Annotated in this window: 22 protein-coding genes; 15 read left to right on the top strand and 7 right to left on the bottom strand. The window is 64.8% G+C overall.

Annotated features, from left to right (window positions below; translation table 11 throughout):
* Positions 1-25: 25 nt before the first annotated feature.
* Positions 26-1,150: a dihydropteroate synthase gene (folP, locus tag M3P36_RS00620; RefSeq protein WP_249698128.1), complete on the top strand. Its 1,125-nt coding sequence runs from the start codon at positions 26-28 to the stop codon at positions 1,148-1,150.
* A 76-nt stretch (positions 1,151-1,226) separates the two neighbouring features.
* Positions 1,227-1,463, top strand: a complete 237-nt coding sequence (locus M3P36_RS00615; protein WP_249698127.1) for a hypothetical protein — start codon at positions 1,227-1,229, stop codon at positions 1,461-1,463.
* 68 nt (positions 1,464-1,531) lie between these two features.
* On the opposite strand, the gene M3P36_RS00610 is transcribed toward M3P36_RS00615, so the two are convergent.
* From M3P36_RS00610 to M3P36_RS00600, 3 genes are all read right to left on the bottom strand, one after another.
* Positions 1,532-1,831, bottom strand: a complete 300-nt coding sequence (locus M3P36_RS00610; protein WP_249698125.1) for a GIY-YIG nuclease family protein — start codon at positions 1,829-1,831, stop codon at positions 1,532-1,534.
* 110 nt (positions 1,832-1,941) lie between these two features.
* Complete coding sequence (locus tag M3P36_RS00605; protein WP_249698123.1) at positions 1,942-2,706, bottom strand: SDR family NAD(P)-dependent oxidoreductase; 765 nt, start codon at positions 2,704-2,706, stop codon at positions 1,942-1,944.
* Between the two features lie 237 nt (positions 2,707-2,943).
* A complete protein-coding gene (locus tag M3P36_RS00600) occupies positions 2,944-4,362 on the bottom strand; it encodes a sigma-54-dependent transcriptional regulator (protein WP_249698120.1) in 1,419 nt (472 codons plus the stop codon).
* 170 nt (positions 4,363-4,532) lie between these two features.
* Here M3P36_RS00600 and M3P36_RS15100 point away from each other — a divergent pair, with 170 nt between their 5' ends.
* The 11 genes from M3P36_RS15100 (at position 4,533) to M3P36_RS00550 (ending at position 12,702) form a co-directional block, all read left to right on the top strand.
* The gene (locus M3P36_RS15100) at positions 4,533-4,655 is read left to right on the top strand and encodes a hypothetical protein (protein WP_283773266.1); all 123 of its coding nucleotides are present in this window, start codon (positions 4,533-4,535) and stop codon (positions 4,653-4,655) included.
* Positions 4,656-4,672: 17 nt separating this feature from the next.
* On the top strand, positions 4,673-5,791 hold the full coding sequence (locus tag M3P36_RS00595; RefSeq protein WP_249699020.1) for an NAD(P) transhydrogenase subunit alpha: 1,119 nt from the start codon (positions 4,673-4,675) through the stop codon (positions 5,789-5,791).
* A gap of 14 nt (positions 5,792-5,805) precedes the next feature.
* The gene (locus tag M3P36_RS00590) at positions 5,806-6,258 is read left to right on the top strand and encodes an endonuclease domain-containing protein (RefSeq protein WP_349630530.1); all 453 of its coding nucleotides are present in this window, start codon (positions 5,806-5,808) and stop codon (positions 6,256-6,258) included.
* Complete coding sequence (locus M3P36_RS00585) at positions 6,258-6,542, top strand: NAD(P) transhydrogenase subunit alpha part 2 (RefSeq protein ID WP_249698118.1); 285 nt, start codon at positions 6,258-6,260, stop codon at positions 6,540-6,542. Before M3P36_RS00590 ends, M3P36_RS00585 begins: the two co-directional genes overlap by 1 nt.
* Entirely contained in the window at positions 6,542-7,987 is a 1,446-nt protein-coding gene (locus M3P36_RS00580; protein WP_249698116.1) for an NAD(P)(+) transhydrogenase (Re/Si-specific) subunit beta, read from the top strand. Before M3P36_RS00585 ends, M3P36_RS00580 begins: the two co-directional genes overlap by 1 nt.
* Positions 7,988-8,055: 68 nt before the next feature.
* Positions 8,056-8,751, top strand: a complete 696-nt coding sequence (locus M3P36_RS00575) for an aspartate/glutamate racemase family protein (protein WP_249698114.1) — start codon at positions 8,056-8,058, stop codon at positions 8,749-8,751.
* A 56-nt stretch (positions 8,752-8,807) separates the two neighbouring features.
* Positions 8,808-9,968 (top strand): deoxyguanosinetriphosphate triphosphohydrolase, encoded by a 1,161-nt coding sequence (locus tag M3P36_RS00570; protein ID WP_249698112.1) that lies wholly within the window; start codon positions 8,808-8,810, stop codon positions 9,966-9,968.
* The gene (locus tag M3P36_RS00565) at positions 9,961-10,647 is read left to right on the top strand and encodes an NAD(P)H-binding protein (RefSeq protein ID WP_249698110.1); all 687 of its coding nucleotides are present in this window, start codon (positions 9,961-9,963) and stop codon (positions 10,645-10,647) included. Before M3P36_RS00570 ends, M3P36_RS00565 begins: the two co-directional genes overlap by 8 nt.
* A gap of 23 nt (positions 10,648-10,670) precedes the next feature.
* Positions 10,671-11,651: a bile acid:sodium symporter family protein gene (locus M3P36_RS00560; protein WP_249698108.1), complete on the top strand. Its 981-nt coding sequence runs from the start codon at positions 10,671-10,673 to the stop codon at positions 11,649-11,651.
* Complete coding sequence (locus M3P36_RS00555) at positions 11,648-12,115, top strand: ABA4-like family protein (protein WP_249698106.1); 468 nt, start codon at positions 11,648-11,650, stop codon at positions 12,113-12,115. Before M3P36_RS00560 ends, M3P36_RS00555 begins: the two co-directional genes overlap by 4 nt.
* A complete protein-coding gene (locus M3P36_RS00550) occupies positions 12,112-12,702 on the top strand; it encodes a DUF938 domain-containing protein (protein ID WP_249698103.1) in 591 nt (196 codons plus the stop codon). Before M3P36_RS00555 ends, M3P36_RS00550 begins: the two co-directional genes overlap by 4 nt.
* On the opposite strand, the gene M3P36_RS00545 is transcribed toward M3P36_RS00550, so the two are convergent.
* The 3 genes from M3P36_RS00545 to M3P36_RS00540 all read right to left on the bottom strand — a co-directional run bounded on the left by M3P36_RS00545 (position 12,699) and on the right by M3P36_RS00540 (position 14,061).
* On the bottom strand, positions 12,699-12,827 hold the full coding sequence (locus M3P36_RS00545; protein ID WP_249698101.1) for an Entericidin EcnA/B family protein: 129 nt from the start codon (positions 12,825-12,827) through the stop codon (positions 12,699-12,701). The genes M3P36_RS00550 and M3P36_RS00545 overlap by 4 nt on opposite strands.
* Positions 12,828-12,956: 129 nt before the next feature.
* Positions 12,957-13,085, bottom strand: a complete 129-nt coding sequence (locus tag M3P36_RS15095) for a hypothetical protein (RefSeq protein ID WP_283773264.1) — start codon at positions 13,083-13,085, stop codon at positions 12,957-12,959.
* Between the two features lie 58 nt (positions 13,086-13,143).
* Positions 13,144-14,061: a DMT family transporter gene (locus M3P36_RS00540; RefSeq protein WP_249698099.1), complete on the bottom strand. Its 918-nt coding sequence runs from the start codon at positions 14,059-14,061 to the stop codon at positions 13,144-13,146.
* A gap of 76 nt (positions 14,062-14,137) precedes the next feature.
* On the opposite strand from M3P36_RS00540, the gene M3P36_RS00535 reads away from it, so the two are divergent.
* On the top strand, positions 14,138-14,368 hold the full coding sequence (locus M3P36_RS00535; RefSeq protein ID WP_249698097.1) for a hypothetical protein: 231 nt from the start codon (positions 14,138-14,140) through the stop codon (positions 14,366-14,368).
* A gap of 40 nt (positions 14,369-14,408) precedes the next feature.
* Here M3P36_RS00535 and M3P36_RS00530 read toward each other — a convergent pair whose 3' ends face one another.
* The gene (locus tag M3P36_RS00530) at positions 14,409-15,971 is read right to left on the bottom strand and encodes an ATPase, T2SS/T4P/T4SS family (protein ID WP_249698094.1); all 1,563 of its coding nucleotides are present in this window, start codon (positions 15,969-15,971) and stop codon (positions 14,409-14,411) included.
* A 211-nt stretch (positions 15,972-16,182) separates the two neighbouring features.
* Here M3P36_RS00530 and M3P36_RS00525 point away from each other — a divergent pair, with 211 nt between their 5' ends.
* Positions 16,183-17,472: a lipopolysaccharide biosynthesis protein gene (locus M3P36_RS00525; protein WP_249698092.1), complete on the top strand. Its 1,290-nt coding sequence runs from the start codon at positions 16,183-16,185 to the stop codon at positions 17,470-17,472.
* The last annotated feature ends 8 nt before the right edge of the window (positions 17,473-17,480 follow it).

Genomic DNA, 17,480 nt, shown 5'->3' with positions numbered 1-17,480 from the left:
GTTCAGCATGACGAAGGATGACACGATGACCCAGCAGATCTACCTCCAGCCCATCGCCCTCGTCACCGGCCCGCAGGCGGTGGAGGGGGATGCCGTGCGGCTGGGCGGATCGATGGTCTGGGCGCACCGCTTTGCCGTGGTGGTGCGCGATGGCGGCACGGTGACCGAACGCATCATTTGCGGCCCGCGCGAGATGGCGGGCGTGCTGAGCGCGATTGGCGGCGAGCTTGCCACCCAGGGCGAGGAACAGTGGGCGGCCATCGGTACGGTCCACCAGCCGCTGCAGTGCGGCGCGCGCACGATCCGGCTCGATACCCCGCAGGTCATGGGCGTGCTCAATGTCACGCCCGACAGCTTCTCCGACGGCGGCCAATTCATGGACGATCCCGCCGCCATGCAGGCCCAGGCCGCCGCCATGCATGAAGCAGGCGCGGCGATCATCGACATCGGCGGCGAAAGCACCCGCCCCGGCGCGGCCGAGGTGTGGGAGGGGGACGAGATCAAGCGCGTGGTCCCCGCCATCCACACTTGTGCGCAGATGGGCGCGGCGGTCAGCGTGGACACCCGGCGACCGGCGGTGATGCAGGCCGCGCTCGATGCGGGCGCCGAGATCATCAACGATGTCTCTGCCCTGCGCCACGATCCGCGCAGCCTTGATTTCGCCGCTTCCAGCGGCAAGCTGGTGATCCTGATGCACGCCCCGGGGCCGAGCACCGGGGCAACCGCAGACCTCCACGCCAACGCCGCCTATGCCGCCGTGGTGTTCGACGTGTTCGACTGGCTGCGCGAACGGCGCGACGCGGCGATTGCGGCAGGTGTGGCGCGCGAACTCATCGTCCTCGATCCCGGCATCGGCTTCGGCAAATCGGTGGCCGACAATCTCGCCCTGATGAATGCCCTGCCGCTGTTTCATGCCCTCGGCCAGCCGCTGCTGCTGGGTGCCAGCCGCAAACGCATGATTGGCGCTTTGAGTAACGAGGCGGCGGCCGATCAGCGCCTGGGTGGATCGCTGGCGCTGGCTTTGCGCGGCATGGATGCGGGGTATCACCTGCTGCGGGTGCACGACGTGTTCGAGACGGTGCAGGCGCGGAACGTGTGGCGCGGGTTGAGGGACGCGGCGCTGACGGACTTTGCGGGGCTGGTTGGGTAGGGCGACGGCGGCGGGAGTGGACCGTCGGCAAACGTCCCCGTTTGCAATTATTAGAGAAGCGGCCTTAGCGTGGCGTATGGGCAAGCTAACAACCACACTGGGCGAGTACAAATACCTTTGGGCATCTGACATCGAGTTCGACGGTATTCGACTGGAAATCAGCGACCAGCATGGCGAACATTGGTTCCAAATTTCCGTGCCGGAGGTGGGGCCGACGACTGTAAACACGTTCGCTCGTGATGTGCCTACCGACGTTATTCTCTGCGCAATCCTCGTTGCGGAACAGCGGGACCCCGGATCAAGTCCGGGGTGAGGTTTTTCGAAAGGGAGTCTTCCTTCCTCGTCACCCCGGACTTGATCCGGGGTCCCGCTCGTTGCGCCTCACACCAGCTGATCGAACAAATCGATCCAGTCCGGATTGCCCTTCTCGATCAGGGCAAACTTCCATTCCCGCCGCCAGCGCTTCACCCGCTTCTCGTGCGCGATGCACAGGTCGATCGGGGCGGTGTGTTCGGCCCAGACCAGGCGCTTGAGGCCATACCGCTCGCAAAAGCCCGAGCCTTTTCCTTCGCGGTGCTGCGTGATGCGGGTTGGCAGGTCAGTGGTGATCCCGACATATGTCGCGCCGCGATAACGGTCGGCCATGATGTAGACCCAGCCGCCGTTGGTTTCGCGGTCCATTGTGTTTGCCTCAAGTAGAGCGGGACCCCGGATCAAGTCCGGGGTGACGATGATAGGCAAAGTTATCTAAATACGTCACCCCGGACTTGATCCGGGGTCCTGCTGCTGAACTAAAGCAAATAGCCCCCATCGCTGACCAACACCGTGCCGGTCATATTCGCCGCCGCATCGCTCAGCAGGAAGCCGACCTGTCCGGCAATCTCGTCCGCCGAAGCAAAGCGCCCAAGCGGCGTCGCGACCGAGGACAGCGCCTGCATCGCTGCGGCCCGGTCGCCGCCGTGCTGGGCAATCATGTCCTGGAAGAACGGGGTCTGGTCCCAGATCGGCGTATCGACCCCTCCCGGTGCGATCATGTTTACGCGGATGCGGCGGGGGGCGAACTCCTTGGCGGCGACGCGGCCCAGTTGCATCAGCCCGGCTTTGGAAGCGCCATAGGCGGCCGTGCCGGGTTCGGCCTTGATCCCGCTCACCGAAGCGGTGAGCACAACGGCGCCGCCATCCCCCAGCGCCCGCGCGGCATAGCGCAGGGCGAGGAAGGCGCCATCAAGGTTGACCGACAGGGTCTTGCGCCATTCGGCCAGGGTCATCTGGGCAATCGGCGCGCCGCCGGCGATCCCGGCGTTGATGACGGCATAGTCGAGCGACGGAGAGCAGGCTTCGATTTGCGCCCACAAATCCTCGTCGGCCACGTCGCCATCAAAGCGCAGGACTTCGCCCGGCAAAGCGAGCGCGGCGAGGGCAGGGGCATCCCGGTCCACCAGCAGCAGGCGCGACACGCCCTGCGCCGCCAGCCAGTGCGCGCAGGCAGCGCCGATGCCCGAGGCGGCTCCGGTGACAAGGGCGGTCTTGCCGGCAAATTCGGTGTGTTGTGTCATGCCGCAAAGGCTATCGCGAGCAGGCCAGCCTGTCGAGTGAGGGCGCTGTCCTACAGGGGCGGCCTTGTGCCAGAACGGCAAGGCTCTTTGACCTTGTCGATTGTCCCGTCAGGCCGGATCGGTGTTTTCCCCGGATCCCGGGCGAAGTGTCACCCTGGATTTTGGCAATATAATCTGTTAAATCAGTATGTTAAGGCGAAAACCGAAAGTGACACTGTCACCTTTATCCGGCCCGAATCAGGCCGCGCTTTCGATCCCGAGGTCGCCCAGCTTGCGGTAGAGCGTGGAGCGCCCGATGCCGAGGCGGCGCGCCACTTCGGTCATGCGGCCGCGATAGTGGCCGATGGCGAGGCGGATCACGTCGGCCTCGATCTCTTCCAGCGGGCGCAGGTTGCCGTCCACGGTATAGACCTGCACGCCGGTGCTTTCGAGGACCGGTTGGCTGGCTTCGGCCAGTTCGCCGATCAGCTGGTTCAGCTGCGGGAAGTCGGCCGCGGTCAGCGCGTCGCCATCGCAGAACACGGCGGCGCGGAACAATACGGCCTGCAGCTGGCGGACATTGCCCGGCCAGTCGAAGGCGGCGAGCAGTTTCAGCGCGCCTTCGGTAATGCCCATCTGGCGCAGGCCCGGCTGGTCACCGATGCGCGCGAGGAAGTGTCGGGTCAGCCCCGCGATATCGCCCGACCGTTCGCGCAGCGGCGGCAGGGTGACCACGGTGCGGGAAAGGTGCTCGAGCAGTTCGGCGCGGAAGTGACCCGTCGCCACCAGGTCCGCCAGCGGCAGGTTGCTGGCCGAGATGATCCGCACATCGACCTTGAAGCTGTGGCGCGCGCCGATCGGACGGACAGTGCCGTTGGTCAGCGATTCTGCCAGCCGGTCCTGCAGGTCGGGCGCGAGGCGGTCCACCTCGTCGAGCACCAGGGTGCCGCCGTCGCAGCTCTGCAACGCGCCCACCTGGCGGTCGAAAGCGCCGGGGAAGGAGCCCTTCTCGTGCCCGAACAGCACCGATTCGAGGCTGGATGCAGGCACGCCGCCCACGTTGATGGCGCGATAGGGCGCGCGAACGCGGGGGCTGGCGGCGTGCATGGCGCGCACCAGCATTTCCTTGCCGGTGCCGGTCTCGCCCTCGATCAGCACATTGCCGTGGCCGCGCGCCGCCTTGGCCGCCTTGGCCAGCGCATCGCGGAAGCTGGGGGCGGTGCCGACCATTGCGTCGAAATCGAGCAGGGCGGGCATCTTTTCGGTCAGCGGGGTCAGCTCGTCGCGCGGGGCGAGGTGGTTGGTAGTGTTGCGCAGCGCCTGCATCAGCCGCTCGGGCGCGACCGGCTTGACGAGGTAGTCGGTGGCGCCTGCCCGCATGGCCTCGACCGCGAGCAGCGGCGATGTGCTGGCGGTGAGCATCAGGATCGGCAGGGCGGGGCGGCGTTCCTTGAGTTCGGCAATCAGCTCGCAAGCCTGGTCGCCGGGCACCCATTGGTCGAGGATGATGGCGGACAACTGCATCCCCTGCCGCGTGCCCAGGGTGGCGATGGCCTTTTCCGCCTCGTCCACCACCAGCACGCGCCAGCCTTCACGCGCGGCAAGCGCGGTGATCAGCCGGCTTTGCGCCGGCTCGTCGTCGATCAGCATCAGCAGGCGCTGTTCAACTTCGGCCATGATTCTCCACTCGTCCGGGCAGCCGGGATTCCGGTGCAAGCGAGCGGCCTAGCAGGGCCAGGTAAAGAGGCGATTAAGGACTGCCTCGCTCTGCCCCTTGAGTGCCCGCGTCTTGGGCGATAGACGATGGCGACGCATTTCACGGATTCTGACAAGGACAAGAGGCACCAATGGCCAATACGCACGACACCAAAGCCAACGAACGGACCTACGGCTCGTTCATTTCCACGCTCAAATGGTCGGTCCCGCTGATCTCGGTGCTGGTACTCCTCATCCTGATCATCATCAGCTGAGCGCGGCTGTGGGGGCCATCCGCATTGCGGTTCTGAAAGAGCGGGCCGCCGGTGAAACGCGCGTGGCCGCCTCGCCCGAGACGGTGAAGAAGTTCATCGCGCTGGGGGCCAGCTTCGCAGTCGAGCAGGGGGCGGGGGTAGCCGCCTCGGTCTCCGATGAAGACTATGCCGCTGCCGGGGCCGAGATCCTGCCCGCCGACAAGGCCGTGGCGGGCGCGGATATCGTGCTGGGCGTGCAGGCGCCGGATGTCGCGCTGCTCAAAGGCGCCAAGCCCGGCGCGTGGGTGGCCGCCACCTTTGATCCGTTCGGCCAGCGGGCGCGGGTCGATGCCTATGCGGCGGCGGGGCTTGAAGCATTGAGCATGGAATTCATGCCGCGCATCACTCGCGCGCAAAGCATGGATGTGCTGTCGAGCCAGTCGAACCTGGCGGGTTACAAGGCGGTGCTGGCCGCTGCCAACCTATATGGCCGGGCCTTGCCGATGATGATGACGGCGGCGGGCACGGTTTCTGCTGCCAAGGTCTTCGTCATGGGCGTGGGCGTGGCAGGCTTGCAGGCAATCGCCACGGCACGGCGGCTGGGCGCGCAGGTTTCCGCCACCGACGTGCGCAGCGCGACCAAGGAACAGATCCAGTCACTGGGCGCCAAGCCGGTGTTCGTGGAGAGCGTGGCGGGCATCGAGGGTGAGGGCGCGGGCGGCTATGCCACCGAAATGAGCGAGGAATACCAGAAGGCCCAGGCGGAACTGGTGAGCAGCCACATCGCCAAGCAGGACCTCGTCATCACCACCGCGCTGATCCCCGGCCGCGCGGCACCCCGACTCATCACCGACGCGCAGATTGCCACCATGCGCCCCGGCAGCGTGATATTCGACCTCGCCGTGGCGCAGGGCGGCAATGTGGAAGGCTCTGTGCCCGACCAGGTGGTGACCCGCCACGGCGTGCACATCATGGGTTATTCCAACACGCCCGCGCACCTGCCCGCCGATGCCAGCGCGCTGTTCAGCCGCAACCTGTTCAACTTCCTCAGCGCCTTTTGGGACAAGGAACAGGGAAAGCCGGTGCTCGACGAGGAAATCGGCAACGCCGTGCGCCTGACGCAGGGCGGGGCCGTGGTGAGCGAGAGGTTGAAGTGAGCTTCGGGGCTCAGATGCCTCCCCGGAGCGGGGAGGGGGACCGCGCGCAGCGTGGTGGAGGGGGCATGCCTCCCTTGCCGCGCCCTATCGTTGCAGGAGCGCGAAAATTGCGGCGCGAGATGTCAGTGCCGGAACGGTTGCTGTGGCAGCAGTTGCGCTTGCGCCCTGAAGGCTGCAAGTTTCGTCGCCAGCATCCAATTGGGCCATATGTGGTCGATTTTTGCGGTCTTTCTGCGCGGCTTGTCGTCGAGATTGACGGGGCTGGGCATGATATGGGCGACAGTCCTGCTCGCGATCAGGCCAGCGACAGCTACATCAATGAGAACGGGTTCAGGGTTTTGAGGGTGTCCGCTGCTCGGGCGCTTGCCGACGCGGTGGGAACGGCAGAAGCCATCGTGGCGCGGGCGGTGAGCCCCCTCCACCGTCCTGTGGACGGTCCCCCTCCCCGTTCCGGGGAGGCAATATAATGGACTTCATTTCAATCCTCTCCATCTTCGTACTCGCCTGCTTTGTGGGCTATTACGTCGTCTGGTCGGTTACGCCTGCATTGCACACGCCGCTTATGGCGGTGACGAACGCGATCTCCTCGGTGATTATTGTCGGCGCGCTGATTGCCTCTGCCGAGGCGGGTAGTGCCGTGGCCAAGTGGCTGGGGCTGATCGCGGTGGTGCTGGCCAGCGTCAACATCTTCGGCGGCTTTGCCGTGACCGAGCGGATGCTGGCGATGTACAAGAAGAAGGACAAGAAGTGATGCTGTCCTTCCTCTCCGCCGCCGCCGCTGCTGCTGGCGGCCATGCGCCGGTGAACCCGTGGGTGGGCCTGGCCTATCTCGTCGCAGGCGTTCTCTTCATCCTCGCCTTGCGCGGCCTGTCGCATCCCACCACCAGCCGCGCGGGCAACCGCTATGGCATGATCGGCATGCTGATCGCAGTGGTGACCACGCTGGTGACGCATGATCTTGCGAGCCTGCCCGAGATCGTCGTGGCCATCGCCATCGGCGGCGCGATCGGCTTTGTCATCGCTCGCCGCATCAAGATGACCGACATGCCGCAGCTTGTGGCGGCGTTCCACAGCCTTGTCGGCCTTGCTGCCGTGCTTGTGGGCTGGGCGGCTTACCTCAATCCCGAAGGCTTCGGGATTACTGGCGCGGATGGACTGATCAACCCGGTCAGCCGCGTCGAGCTCGGCCTCGGCATTGCTATCGGCGCGATTACCTTCAGCGGCTCGGTTATCGCCTTCCTTAAGCTGGCGGGCAAGATGAGCGGCGCGCCGATCATGCTGCCAGGGCGGCACGTGATCAACCTTGGCACCCTGCTCGCGATCATCGCGCTGACGGCCTATTTCACGCAGGACCAGAGCCTGTGGGTGATCGGCGCGATCACGCTGGCGGCCTTTGTGATTGGCTTCCTGCTGATCATCCCCATCGGCGGGGCGGACATGCCGGTGGTGGTCTCGATGCTCAACTCCTACTCCGGCTGGGCCGCCGCCGCGATGGGCTTCACGCTGGGCAATACGGCGATGATCATCACTGGCGCGCTGGTCGGCAGCTCGGGCGCGATCCTCAGCTACATCATGTGCAAGGCGATGAACCGCAGCTTCATTTCGGTGATCGCTGGCGGGTTCGGCGCGGTGGCCGAAGCGGGCGGCGAGGCGCACGAGCAGCGGCCGTGGAAGCAGGGCAGTGCAGACGATGCCGCCTTCATGCTGAAGCAGGCCGAAAGCGTGATCATCATCCCGGGATACGGCATGGCCGTGGCCCAGGCCCAGCACGCGCTGCGCGAAATGGGCGACCTGCTCAAGCATCAGGGCGTGAGCGTGAAATATGCCATCCACCCGGTGGCGGGCCGCATGCCGGGGCACATGAACGTGCTGCTGGCCGAAGCCAATGTGCCCTATGACGAAGTGTTCGAGCTGGAGGACATCAACAGCGAATTCGCCCAGTGCGACGTGGCCTTCATCATCGGCGCGAATGACGTGGTGAACCCCGCCGCCAAGACCGACAAGGCTTCGCCGATCTATGGCATGCCGGTGTTCGACGTGGACAAGGCCAAGCAGGTGTTCTTCATCAAGCGGTCGATGGGCGGCGTGGGCTATGCCGGTGTGGACAACGACGTGTTCTACATGGACCAGACGATGATGCTGCTGGCAGACGCCAAGAAGATGGTCGAGGAAATCAACAAGGCATTGGACGCCTGATGACGTTCTCTACCAGTTAGACAGGGGATCGTTTCTTTTCGGGGGCAAAGCCGAAGAAGGATCACATTTTGCGCAAGCTGGGACTGATCGGGGGGATGAGCTGGATCGCCACCCGCAGCTATTACGAACAGATCAACACGATTTACCAGCGGGCGAAAGGCGCTCCTGCCAGCGCGCCCATGCTGATCGAGAACCACGATTTCGCCGGGCTGGCACGTCTGGAGAGCGACGAGGACTGGGCGCGCGCGGCCGAAACCATGGTCGCATCGGCCAGGCGGCTGGAGGCGGCGGGCGCGGGGCTGATCCTTATCGCCGCCAATTCGATGCACCGCGTCTACGACGAAGTCGAGGCGGCGGTCGGAGTGCCCATGCTGCACATCGCCGAATGCGTTGGCGATGCCATGGCGGCCGACGGGGTGAAGCGCGCGGCCCTCGTCGCCACGCGCAATGTCGCCACCGGCAGCTTCTATCGTCGACGGCTTGTGGCGCGCGGGATCGACCTGTTGCCGCCCGACATGGAGGACATCGAGAAGGTCGACGGGATCGTCTATGACGAACTGGTTGCCGGCCGTGCTACCCGTCCTGCCGAGCGGGTATTGAAAACCATCATCACCGAGATGGGCCAGCAGGGCGCCGAAGCGGTCGTGCTGGGCGCAACCGAACTGGAAATGGTGGTGATGGTGGATGCCAACGTGCTACCGATCTATTCCAGCACCCGCATCCACCTGACCCGCGCGGCGGAATGGTTGCTGGGCAGCGACTGACGGGTTCCCCAACTGTTCCCGTTGTCACGCGGGCGGGCGACCTCTAGCCCGCTGCCATGTCATCCAGCCCCTATGCCGCCGATCCTGCCGCCAGCCGCGGGCGCGAGTTTCCGCAGCATGGCGGCGGCACGCGCGGCCCTCGCAGCGCCTTCCAGCGGGACCGCGACCGGATCATCCATTCGATCGCCTTCCGCAGGCTGGCGGGCAAAGCGCAGGTGTTCGTCGCGCCCGATGGCGATCACTACCGCGTCCGCCTAACCCACAGCCTGGAAGTGGCTCAGATTGGTCGCGTGGTGGCGCGGTCGCTCGGGCTGGACGAGGACCTGGCCGAAGCCCTGTGCCTGGCCCACGATATCGGCCATCCGCCGTTCGGCCATTCGGGTGAGGACGCATTGGCAGGCGCGCTGGAGAAGCACGGCGGGTGGGACCACAACGAACATTGCCTGCGCGTGCTGATGCGGCTGGAGCGGCCCTATTGCGATATCGAGGGGCTCAACCTGTCATGGGAAGTGCTGGAAGGCCTCGCCAAGCACAATGGCCCCGTGGCCGCACCCGGCTGGGCCTTGCAGGAACTGGATGCGGCCTTCCCGATGGACCTGCACCTCCATGCCTCGGCCGAAGCGCAAGTGGCCGCGCTGGCCGACGACATTGCCTATGACAACCACGACATCGACGATGGCCTGCGGGCAGGCTTCCTCCAGCTCGACGATTTGCTGACGCTCGATTTCCTCAGCGAACAATGGGATGCCGTCCGCGCTCGCCACCCTGACGCCCCACAGCCCCTGCAACTGCGCGAACTTGTGCGCGACCAGATCGGGGCCATGGTGAACGACCTGATCGAGACCACGAAGGCCAACCTTTCGGGCATGGGCTCGGTGCAGGACGTGCGCCAGGCGGGCCGTGCTGTCGCCGCGTTTTCGCCCGAATGGGCATCGCGCGAGCGGCGTCTGAAGGCCTTCCTTTACGAGCGGCTCTACTACCACCCCGAACAGGTCGAGACAGCGCGGGTGGCGCACAAGGTGATTGCCCGACTCTATGCCGCCTTCGACCAGGACCCCTCCCTGATGAATCCGGGCTGGCGCGAGACACTGCCGGCCGACGCAGCCTTGCGTGCCCGCCACATTGCCGACTTCATCGCCGGCATGACTGATCGCTATGCCATCGACTGCCACAGGCGGATTTTCGGCGACGTGCCCGAGGGTCTGTCGAATGTCTGATCCGCTGCGGGTATTGCTGCTCGGCGCTTCGGGGCTGGTCGGGCGCTGCGTGCTGGAGCAGGCCGTAGGACGCAGCGAGGTGCGGCTGGTCGGACTGTCGCGGCGCGAGGTGGCCTTGCCGCCGGGCTCATTAATGGAAGTGCATCTCGCCCCGGTGGAGGGCTGGGCGCAGGAGATTGCCGCCATCGCGCCCGATCACGTGATTTGCGCTTTGGGCACGACGATCCGCAAACAGGGCGGGGACGCAGCGGCCTTCGCCTCGGTGGACCGCGACCAGGTGCTGGACGTGGCGCGCATGGCGAAAAATGCCGGGGCCCGCGGCTTCGTTGCCGTGTCCTCAGTTGGCGCTGACCCTTCTGCCAAGGCGCTGTACATGCGCACCAAGGGCGAGATGGAGGCGGGGCTGGGGCGCTGCGGCTTCTCCCGCATCGACCTGCTGCGCCCCGGCCTGCTGCGCGGCGAGCGGACCGGCGACATGCGGGTGCTGGAACGCATCGCGGCCCTTGGCGCACCGCTGGCAGACCTCATGCTTCAAGGCGAGCGGCGCAAGTACCGCTCGATCCGCGCCGCCGACGTTGCTGCCGCCGCCTTGCAGGCGGTGCGCGAGAAGGCGCCGGGACGGTTCGTGCAGGAGCATGACCAGATCATGCGGCTTTCCGCCCGCTGGAACAGCGGCTAGGCACTCGCCCGGGGGGAGGCGTCATGCTGGCAAGGTGGATCGACAAGGCGACAGGACTGTTCGCCATCTGGACCGTGCTGGGCGTGGGCTGGGCGTGGATCCAGCCAGCCCATTTCACCTGGGTTACGCAGACCAGCATCGGCGGGCAGGGACTGGTCAGCGTGCTGCTGGGCGTGATCATGCTGGGCATGGGGCTGACGCTGGGGCTCGATGATTTCCGCCGCGTTCTCGCCATGCCGCGCCGGGTGGCGCTGGGCGTGGGGCTGCAATTTACCGTGATGCCGCTGGCGGGGCTCGCCTTTGCCATGCTGTTCGGGCTGGAGCAGGGGCTGGCCGTGGGGCTGGTGCTGGTTGCCTGCTGCCCCGGCGGCACGGCATCCAACGTGGTGGCCTATCTCGCCCGCGCCAATGTGGCGCTGTCGGTGACGATGACGCTCTGTTCCACGCTCGCTGCCATCCTGCTCACGCCGCTGCTGACAGACTGGCTGGGCGGGGTGTTCATCCAGATCGACCGGTGGAGCCTGCTGCGCCAGATGGTCGCCATTGTGCTGATTCCGGTGGTGGCAGGCGCGGCGCTCAACACCCTGTTCCCGAACCTCACGCGGCGCATCGCGGTGTTCTCGCCGCTGGTATCGGTGCTGGCCATCGTGCTGATCGTGGGCGGCATCGTGGGCAATTCGCGCGACTTGATCGAGGCCCATTTCGGCAAGCTGCTGGTGGCCGTGTTCATGCTTCATGCCACCGGTTTTGCGCTCGGCCTGTTCCTGCCGCGCCTGATGGGATTTGCCGCGGCCGACGGGCGGACGATCTCGATCGAAGTGGGGATGCAGAACAGCGGTCTTGGCGCGAGCCTTGCATCCACTCCGGCTTTCGCCGCGCAGTTTGCCAATCCGCTGCAGGCCGCCCTGGCACCTGTTCCCAGCGCGATCTCCTCGGTCTATCACTTGGTGATCGGATCGATCCTGGCGGGGATCTGGGCGCGGCAGGACAAGGATAGGCAATGAGCTGGGATTTCATCTTCGGGGCTGCCAACGCCTTGGCCCTGGCCAGCTGGGCCTTGCTGGTGCTCGGCCCGCGCGGTGCGCTGGCCCGCACGGTTGTGTTCTATGGCGGGGCGGGAATTCTCTGCCTGGCTTATGGCGTGCTGCTCATTCTCCTGCTGGTCGGCGTGCTCGACGGCGGATCGGGGGCAAACTTCACGTCGATCGAAGGCGTGCGCGCCATTTTCGGGTCCGATGCCGGGGTCACGGTGGGCTGGATCCATTACCTGGCGTTCGACCTGTTCGTCGGCATGTGGATTGCTCGCGATGCCGACGACAAGGGCTTCTCGCGCCTGTGGCAGGCTCCTGTCCTGTTGCTCACCCTGGTTGCCGGGCCGCTGGGCCTGCTGGTGTGGTTGTTCATCCGCGAGCCTGCCGCGCGCCGCGCAAACCCGCGCAAGGGACTCAAGCCGGGGTTCAAGCGGTGAAACAGGAGGCCCCCGCCGCTGCCCGCAATCGCGAGCCGATTGCCGCCGTGCTGGCCGAAGAGCTTCCCGCCACCGGCACCGTGCTGGAAGTGGCCAGCGGCACGGGCGAGCATGTGGTGCATTTCGCGCAAGTATTCCCCCACCTTAGGTGGCAGCCGAGCGATCCTTCGGCCGACGCCCGCGCATCAATCGCAGCGTGGGGTGCCGAATCCGGCCTCGACAACATCGCCCCGGCGCTCGCGCTGGATGCCGCCCAGGGGGACTGGCCGGACAAGGCCGATGCAATCCTCTGCATCAACATGGTGCATATCAGCCCGCTTGCCGCGAGCGAGGGACTGGTGCGCGCCGCCGGCCTGATCCTGCCCGCGGGTGCGCCCCTGGTGTTTTACGGTCCGTGGCTGGAAGTGGGCGTGACGACCGCTCCATCGAACCTCGCCTTCGATGCCAGCCTGAAGGCGCGCAATGCGGCATGGGGCCTGCGGACAGTCGGCTGGATGGATGATCTTGCAGCGGCCAACGGACTGCGGCGGACAAGGCGCGTGGCCATGCCCTCCAACAATATCATGCTGGTATACCGGAAGGCCTAGATCGCCTCTTGAACATCGTCGGCGATAGACTGGAGGTCCTGCCCGGCGCCGCGTACGGTGTTGCAGGAGGTTGCGGTCAGGGCGAACAGGCTGGCTGTAAGTGCCAGCACAATCTTGCGAGCCATTGTGTCTGTTCCTCGTTTGAAAAGCGTTGCGGCAACCCTGTGCCCGTTCATCTTAACGCCACCGGAACGTCAACGGCGGGCAGGGCCATCGCCCTGTCCGCCGCAACATTCCGTTCGCCGATGGCGCGGTCAGATTTCTTCTTGAACGTCATCCGAAATCGACTGGAGATCCTCACCGGCACCCGAAACGGTGTTGCAGGCAGCAGTACCGGCAAAGGCGAAAACGCTGGCGGTGACAGCGATGATGAACTTACGCATGGGACATTCCTTTCATGGATGTGGTCGCCAAACGTTCCGTTGCGGGGGCGGTTCCGCGTCAGATGCTGGTGGAATCGCGCAAGTCGGCAAAGCGACGCTTCGATACGACGCGTTCCCGCCAGGCAATGATGATGCCGGCCGCAATGATCAGCGGTGCGCCGACAAAGGTGCTGGCGGGCGGCAGCACCGCGAACAGCAGGAAGCCGAGCAGGGTGGCCCAGACAATGGCGGAGTAATCCATCACGATAACGCTCGACACCTTGCCATATCGCAAGGCGGCGGTGATCATCAGCTGGCCCCAGGTGCCCGCCAGCCCGATGCCCAGCAGGATCAGCCATTCCTCGCCGGTATGGGCCTTGGTGACAAACGGCATGAAGGGCAGGGCACAAAGCGAACTGAGCACGGCGAACCAGAACACGATAGCCATGGGCTTTTCCGTGCTCGACAGGTCGCGGATCTGGATCGAGATCAGCGCGATCATGAAGGCCCCGCCCATCGCCACCAATGCGCCTTGCAAGGGGATATGCGATCCGCCGGGCTGGGTGATGACCAGGATGCCGGCAAAGCCTGCCAGCACCGCCGAACAGCGCCACCAGCCGACCTTCTCCTTCAACAGCACGATCGACAGGATCACCGCCCAGATCGGCGCGGAGAAATTGATTGTCGTTGCCTCGGCCAGCGGCAGTAGGATCACCGCGCCGAAATTGAACACCATGCCGATGGCGCCATAAATCCCGCGCATCGCATGGGCACCCGGGCGCTTGGTCGCCAGTTGCCGCACGCCACCGGTGGTCAGGGCGGCAAAGGCGAGGATGATCGGCAGGGTGGTGAACTGCCGCCAGAAAATGATCTCGGCAAGGTGGATGCCGCGTTCCGACGCCAGTTTGATCAATGCCGCCATGATCGACAGGCCAAGGATCCCGCCCAGCCGGACAAGTAGAGCCAGCATCGGTCGATCGTGTTCGCTGGCGCTCATTCCTTCGCCATAGAGCGCGGGCACTTTTGTTCAAGCATTGCAAGCGGCCCCGGTCCCGCACATATGCGCGGTCACGATGCACTGGCCAGCCTTCATCACCTTTGCCAGCGAGGCGACGATTGTGGGCCTGTGGGGCGGCGCCTTCCTGATGCTCGCGGTGGTGGCCTTGCTGGCCGACTGGCGACGCGCGCGACGCAAGCAGATCGACCGCGTCGGCTGCATGCCGTGGACGCCGCTGTTCCTCGCCTTTGCCACGATCGGCTTCGGGCTGCTGCTGGTAGCGGTGAAAGGCTGGCTGGGGGGATAGGGAGTATTCAAAGGCCGGCGGACCCGAAAGGGTCCGCTGGTCAGAGGCACGCCTCCAGATAGGCCTGATCGTATCCGAACTGGCGCGCCTTTTCGAGGGTGTAGGGGCGCAGGCCGGTTGAGCGGAATTCGCCGAGGATTTTGCCGTCCTCGCTCTCGTCGAGATACTCGAACTTGAACAGTTCCTGCGTCACGATCACATCGCCTTCCATCCCGATCACCTCGGTGATGTTGGTGGTGCGGCGCGAACCGTCGCGCAGGCGCTTGACCTGCACGATGAGGTCCACGGATTCAGCGATCTGGCGGCTGATGGCTTCCTTGGGGATCTTGATGTCGCCCATCAGGATCATGTTTTCCATACGGCCAAGGCATTCACGCGGGCTGTTGGCGTGGAGCGTACACATCGAACCATCGTGACCGGTGTTCATCGCGGCAAGAAGGTCGAAACACTCCGCGCCACGAATTTCGCCCAGGATGATGCGGTCAGGACGCATACGCAGGGCGTTCTTGACGAGGTCGCCGATGGTGATCGCGCCCTGGCCTTCAAGGTTCGGCGGGCGCGTTTCCAGCGGCAGCCAGTGCGGCTGCTGCAGGCGAAGTTCGGCCGCGTCTTCGATCGTCAGCACGCGCTCGCCCGGATCGATCATCTTCGACAGGGCGTTGAGCATGGTCGTTTTACCCGAACCCGTACCGCCCGAGATGACCACGTTCATCCGGCAGGCACCGGCGATCTTGAGCGCGGTCGCCATCTTTTCGCTCATCGAGCCAAAGCCCTTCAGCATATCGATGGTGATCGGCTTTTCGGAAAACTTACGAATGGAGATCGCCGTGCCGCGCAGGGACAGCGGCGGCACGATGACGTTGACGCGGCTACCGTCCTTGAGGCGGGCGTCGGCCAGCGGCGTGGTTTGGTCAACGCGGCGGCCGACCTGGTTCACAATGCGCTGGGCAATCTGGAACAGGTGCGATTCGTCGCGGAACTTGATGGTGGAAAGCTGGAGCTTGCCCTTCTTTTCAATGTAGGTCTGGTCCGGGCCGTTGACCATGATATCGGACACGTCCGGATCGCCGAGCAGCTCTTCCAGCGGCCCGAAGCCCAGCAATTCGTCGATCAGCACCTTTTCCAGCGCGAACTGCTCGCGGCGGTTTAGGGTGATCTTGAGCTCGGCCAGCACTTCGAGGATGATCGGGCGGAATTCTTCCGACAGTTCTTCCTTGGATAGAGTGGCGGCTGCTTCGGGATCGACGCGTTCGAGCAGGCGCGGCAGCACCTGTTCCTTGATCTTGTGGACCGAAGCTTCGAACCCAGTTGCCTCTGTGGGCGCGTCGTTGATGGCGTTGGCACGGTCCGACAGGCGCGACATGGCATCGTCGCCGCGATTGTAGGCAGCGCTGGCGCCCGCTTCGCCAAGGGCACCGGCGGGATCGCCAGGGATTGGAGGGAACTGCTCGCCGCCGGCCGGCGCGCCGCCAGGCACCGCAGAGCTGGGTTGGCCGCCGGGAACGGAGGCACCGCCGCCGCGCATGGGCTTGGCCACGCCGAAAGCGGGCCGGGCACCTGCGCCCATGCCACCAACTCCGGGCTTGCGTCCAAAAGCACTCATCGTCGCGTTACCTTTACACTTGCGGGCCGGGGCTGTCGCCAGCTCGCCTGCCCCCGTCCGCTTCATCACGTGTCCGTCATCGCGGAACTTGGTGAATAAAGTGCAAAGGTTGAAACAGTCCTAATCCCCGCACGCCGGGCCGGGCGGGGGTTGTTAACCATGCCATGCTAGTCTTGGGACTGACCGCATGAAAGAGCTATGACCCCGCGCCATGAGCCGCACGATCTTCAGTGGATGGACCAAGTTGGTCGGCAGCAATGTCGTGACCGCGATGCTTCAGCTGGCGGCTTTTGCCATCGTCGCACGCGCGCTGTCGCTGGAGGCGTTAGGCTTGATCCTGGTGATCCAAACCTATGTCAGAGTTGTGGACTTGCTGCTCAATTTCCAGTCGGTCAGTGTTCTCACGCGCTTCCTTGCCGAAGCGCACGAACAGGGAAACGAAGCGCGCTTTGCCGGGCTGGTGAAAGCGGGGTTTGTGATCGATGTGGGCACCGCGCTCCTGGCATTTGCCGTAACTTGTGCGAGCCTTCCGCTGATTGGCCCGATCTTCGGTATCGATGGCGACTGGCTGCCACTCGCAACGGCCTATGCCACGGTGATCCTAACGCGCACGTTTGGCTCTGGGGAGGCGGCCCTGCGCTGTTACGACCGCTTTTGGACAATTGGTTTGCGTCCTGCGATTCAGGCGGCCCTGTTGCTCGCAGCTACGACCGTGGCGTGGGTAGCCGACGCGGGGCCGGCGACGTTCCTGTGGATTTGGCTGGTCACTGAGGCGCTGGCCAATATCGCCTTCATCTGCTGGTCGATCTTCATCGTGCGATCGAACAATCAGCGCAGCCTGGTCAGTGCAAGCGCGCGTCAGGCGATCGCCGAGAGCCCGCGTTTCTGGGCATCGATGTGGCAAATCAACATAACTTCTGGCATCCGCATGTTAAGCCAGGATGCCGATCTGCTCGTCGCTGCAAGTTTGGTCGGCCCCGCCGCTGCGAGCCTTCTCAAGGCAGCGAAAAGCCTGGCGAGCGTGATCGGCCAACTGAGCCGCCCCCTTCAGCAGGTCGTCAGCGCCCCGATTGCCCGCTTGCGCGCACAGGGAAGCCCTTCAGACATGCAGAGTTATGCCTGGCGCATTTCGCTGTTCGCCGGGATGGCTTCATTTCTGTTCGTAGCGGGGTCGGCAGTGGCGGGCGGACTGGTCCTGTGGCTGGTTTACGGCCTGCCTTTTGTGGAAGCGCACATGGCACTCACACTGATGATGGCAACAGCCATGCTCTACATGTTCGGAGTGACCTTACTGCCCTTGGGGCTGGCACTGGATAGGCCCGACATCTCGCTCGTCTCGACTCTGGCAGGAACTCTGGCTTTTGCCTTGGCGTTGGCTGCACTCGTCGGGCCTTTCGGGATCGAAGGGATCGCCATTGCTCATGTCATTCTTAATGCCGTATGGTTGGCAGTCGGCTGGTCCTTGATACACAAGGCAGTGCAGAAACAAGCTGCCGAGTGACAATTGCG

The organism is Altererythrobacter sp. KTW20L (genome assembly GCF_023501975.1).
In the GTDB taxonomy this organism is placed as follows: Bacteria; Pseudomonadota; Alphaproteobacteria; order Sphingomonadales; family Sphingomonadaceae; genus Alteraurantiacibacter.
Note: the sequence above shows the minus strand (reverse complement) of the source record. Positions and strands in the feature narration are given on the sequence as shown.

What these genes read in the sequence shown, in the direction of transcription:
- folP (WP_249698128.1), top strand. Translation starts at nt 26, where the DNA reads ATGACCCAGCAGATCTACCTCCAGCCCATCGCCCTCGTCACCGGCCCG.
- M3P36_RS00615 (WP_249698127.1), top strand. Translation starts at nt 1,227, where the DNA reads ATGGGCAAGCTAACAACCACACTGGGCGAGTACAAATACCTTTGGGCA.
- M3P36_RS00610 (WP_249698125.1), bottom strand. Translation starts at nt 1,831, where the DNA reads ATGGACCGCGAAACCAACGGCGGCTGGGTCTACATCATGGCCGACCGT.
- M3P36_RS00605 (WP_249698123.1), bottom strand. Translation starts at nt 2,706, where the DNA reads ATGACACAACACACCGAATTTGCCGGCAAGACCGCCCTTGTCACCGGA.
- M3P36_RS00600 (WP_249698120.1), bottom strand. Translation starts at nt 4,362, where the DNA reads ATGGCCGAAGTTGAACAGCGCCTGCTGATGCTGATCGACGACGAGCCG.
- M3P36_RS15100 (WP_283773266.1), top strand. Translation starts at nt 4,533, where the DNA reads ATGGCCAATACGCACGACACCAAAGCCAACGAACGGACCTACGGCTCG.
- M3P36_RS00590 (WP_349630530.1), top strand. Translation starts at nt 5,806, where the DNA reads ATGCCTCCCCGGAGCGGGGAGGGGGACCGCGCGCAGCGTGGTGGAGGG.
- M3P36_RS00585 (WP_249698118.1), top strand. Translation starts at nt 6,258, where the DNA reads ATGGACTTCATTTCAATCCTCTCCATCTTCGTACTCGCCTGCTTTGTG.
- M3P36_RS00580 (WP_249698116.1), top strand. Translation starts at nt 6,542, where the DNA reads ATGCTGTCCTTCCTCTCCGCCGCCGCCGCTGCTGCTGGCGGCCATGCG.
- M3P36_RS00570 (WP_249698112.1), top strand. Translation starts at nt 8,808, where the DNA reads ATGTCATCCAGCCCCTATGCCGCCGATCCTGCCGCCAGCCGCGGGCGC.
- M3P36_RS00565 (WP_249698110.1), top strand. Translation starts at nt 9,961, where the DNA reads ATGTCTGATCCGCTGCGGGTATTGCTGCTCGGCGCTTCGGGGCTGGTC.
- M3P36_RS00560 (WP_249698108.1), top strand. Translation starts at nt 10,671, where the DNA reads ATGCTGGCAAGGTGGATCGACAAGGCGACAGGACTGTTCGCCATCTGG.
- M3P36_RS00555 (WP_249698106.1), top strand. Translation starts at nt 11,648, where the DNA reads ATGAGCTGGGATTTCATCTTCGGGGCTGCCAACGCCTTGGCCCTGGCC.
- M3P36_RS00545 (WP_249698101.1), bottom strand. Translation starts at nt 12,827, where the DNA reads ATGGCTCGCAAGATTGTGCTGGCACTTACAGCCAGCCTGTTCGCCCTG.
- M3P36_RS15095 (WP_283773264.1), bottom strand. Translation starts at nt 13,085, where the DNA reads ATGCGTAAGTTCATCATCGCTGTCACCGCCAGCGTTTTCGCCTTTGCC.
- M3P36_RS00540 (WP_249698099.1), bottom strand. Translation starts at nt 14,061, where the DNA reads ATGAGCGCCAGCGAACACGATCGACCGATGCTGGCTCTACTTGTCCGG.
- M3P36_RS00535 (WP_249698097.1), top strand. Translation starts at nt 14,138, where the DNA reads ATGCACTGGCCAGCCTTCATCACCTTTGCCAGCGAGGCGACGATTGTG.
- M3P36_RS00530 (WP_249698094.1), bottom strand. Translation starts at nt 15,971, where the DNA reads ATGAGTGCTTTTGGACGCAAGCCCGGAGTTGGTGGCATGGGCGCAGGT.
- M3P36_RS00525 (WP_249698092.1), top strand. Translation starts at nt 16,183, where the DNA reads ATGAGCCGCACGATCTTCAGTGGATGGACCAAGTTGGTCGGCAGCAAT.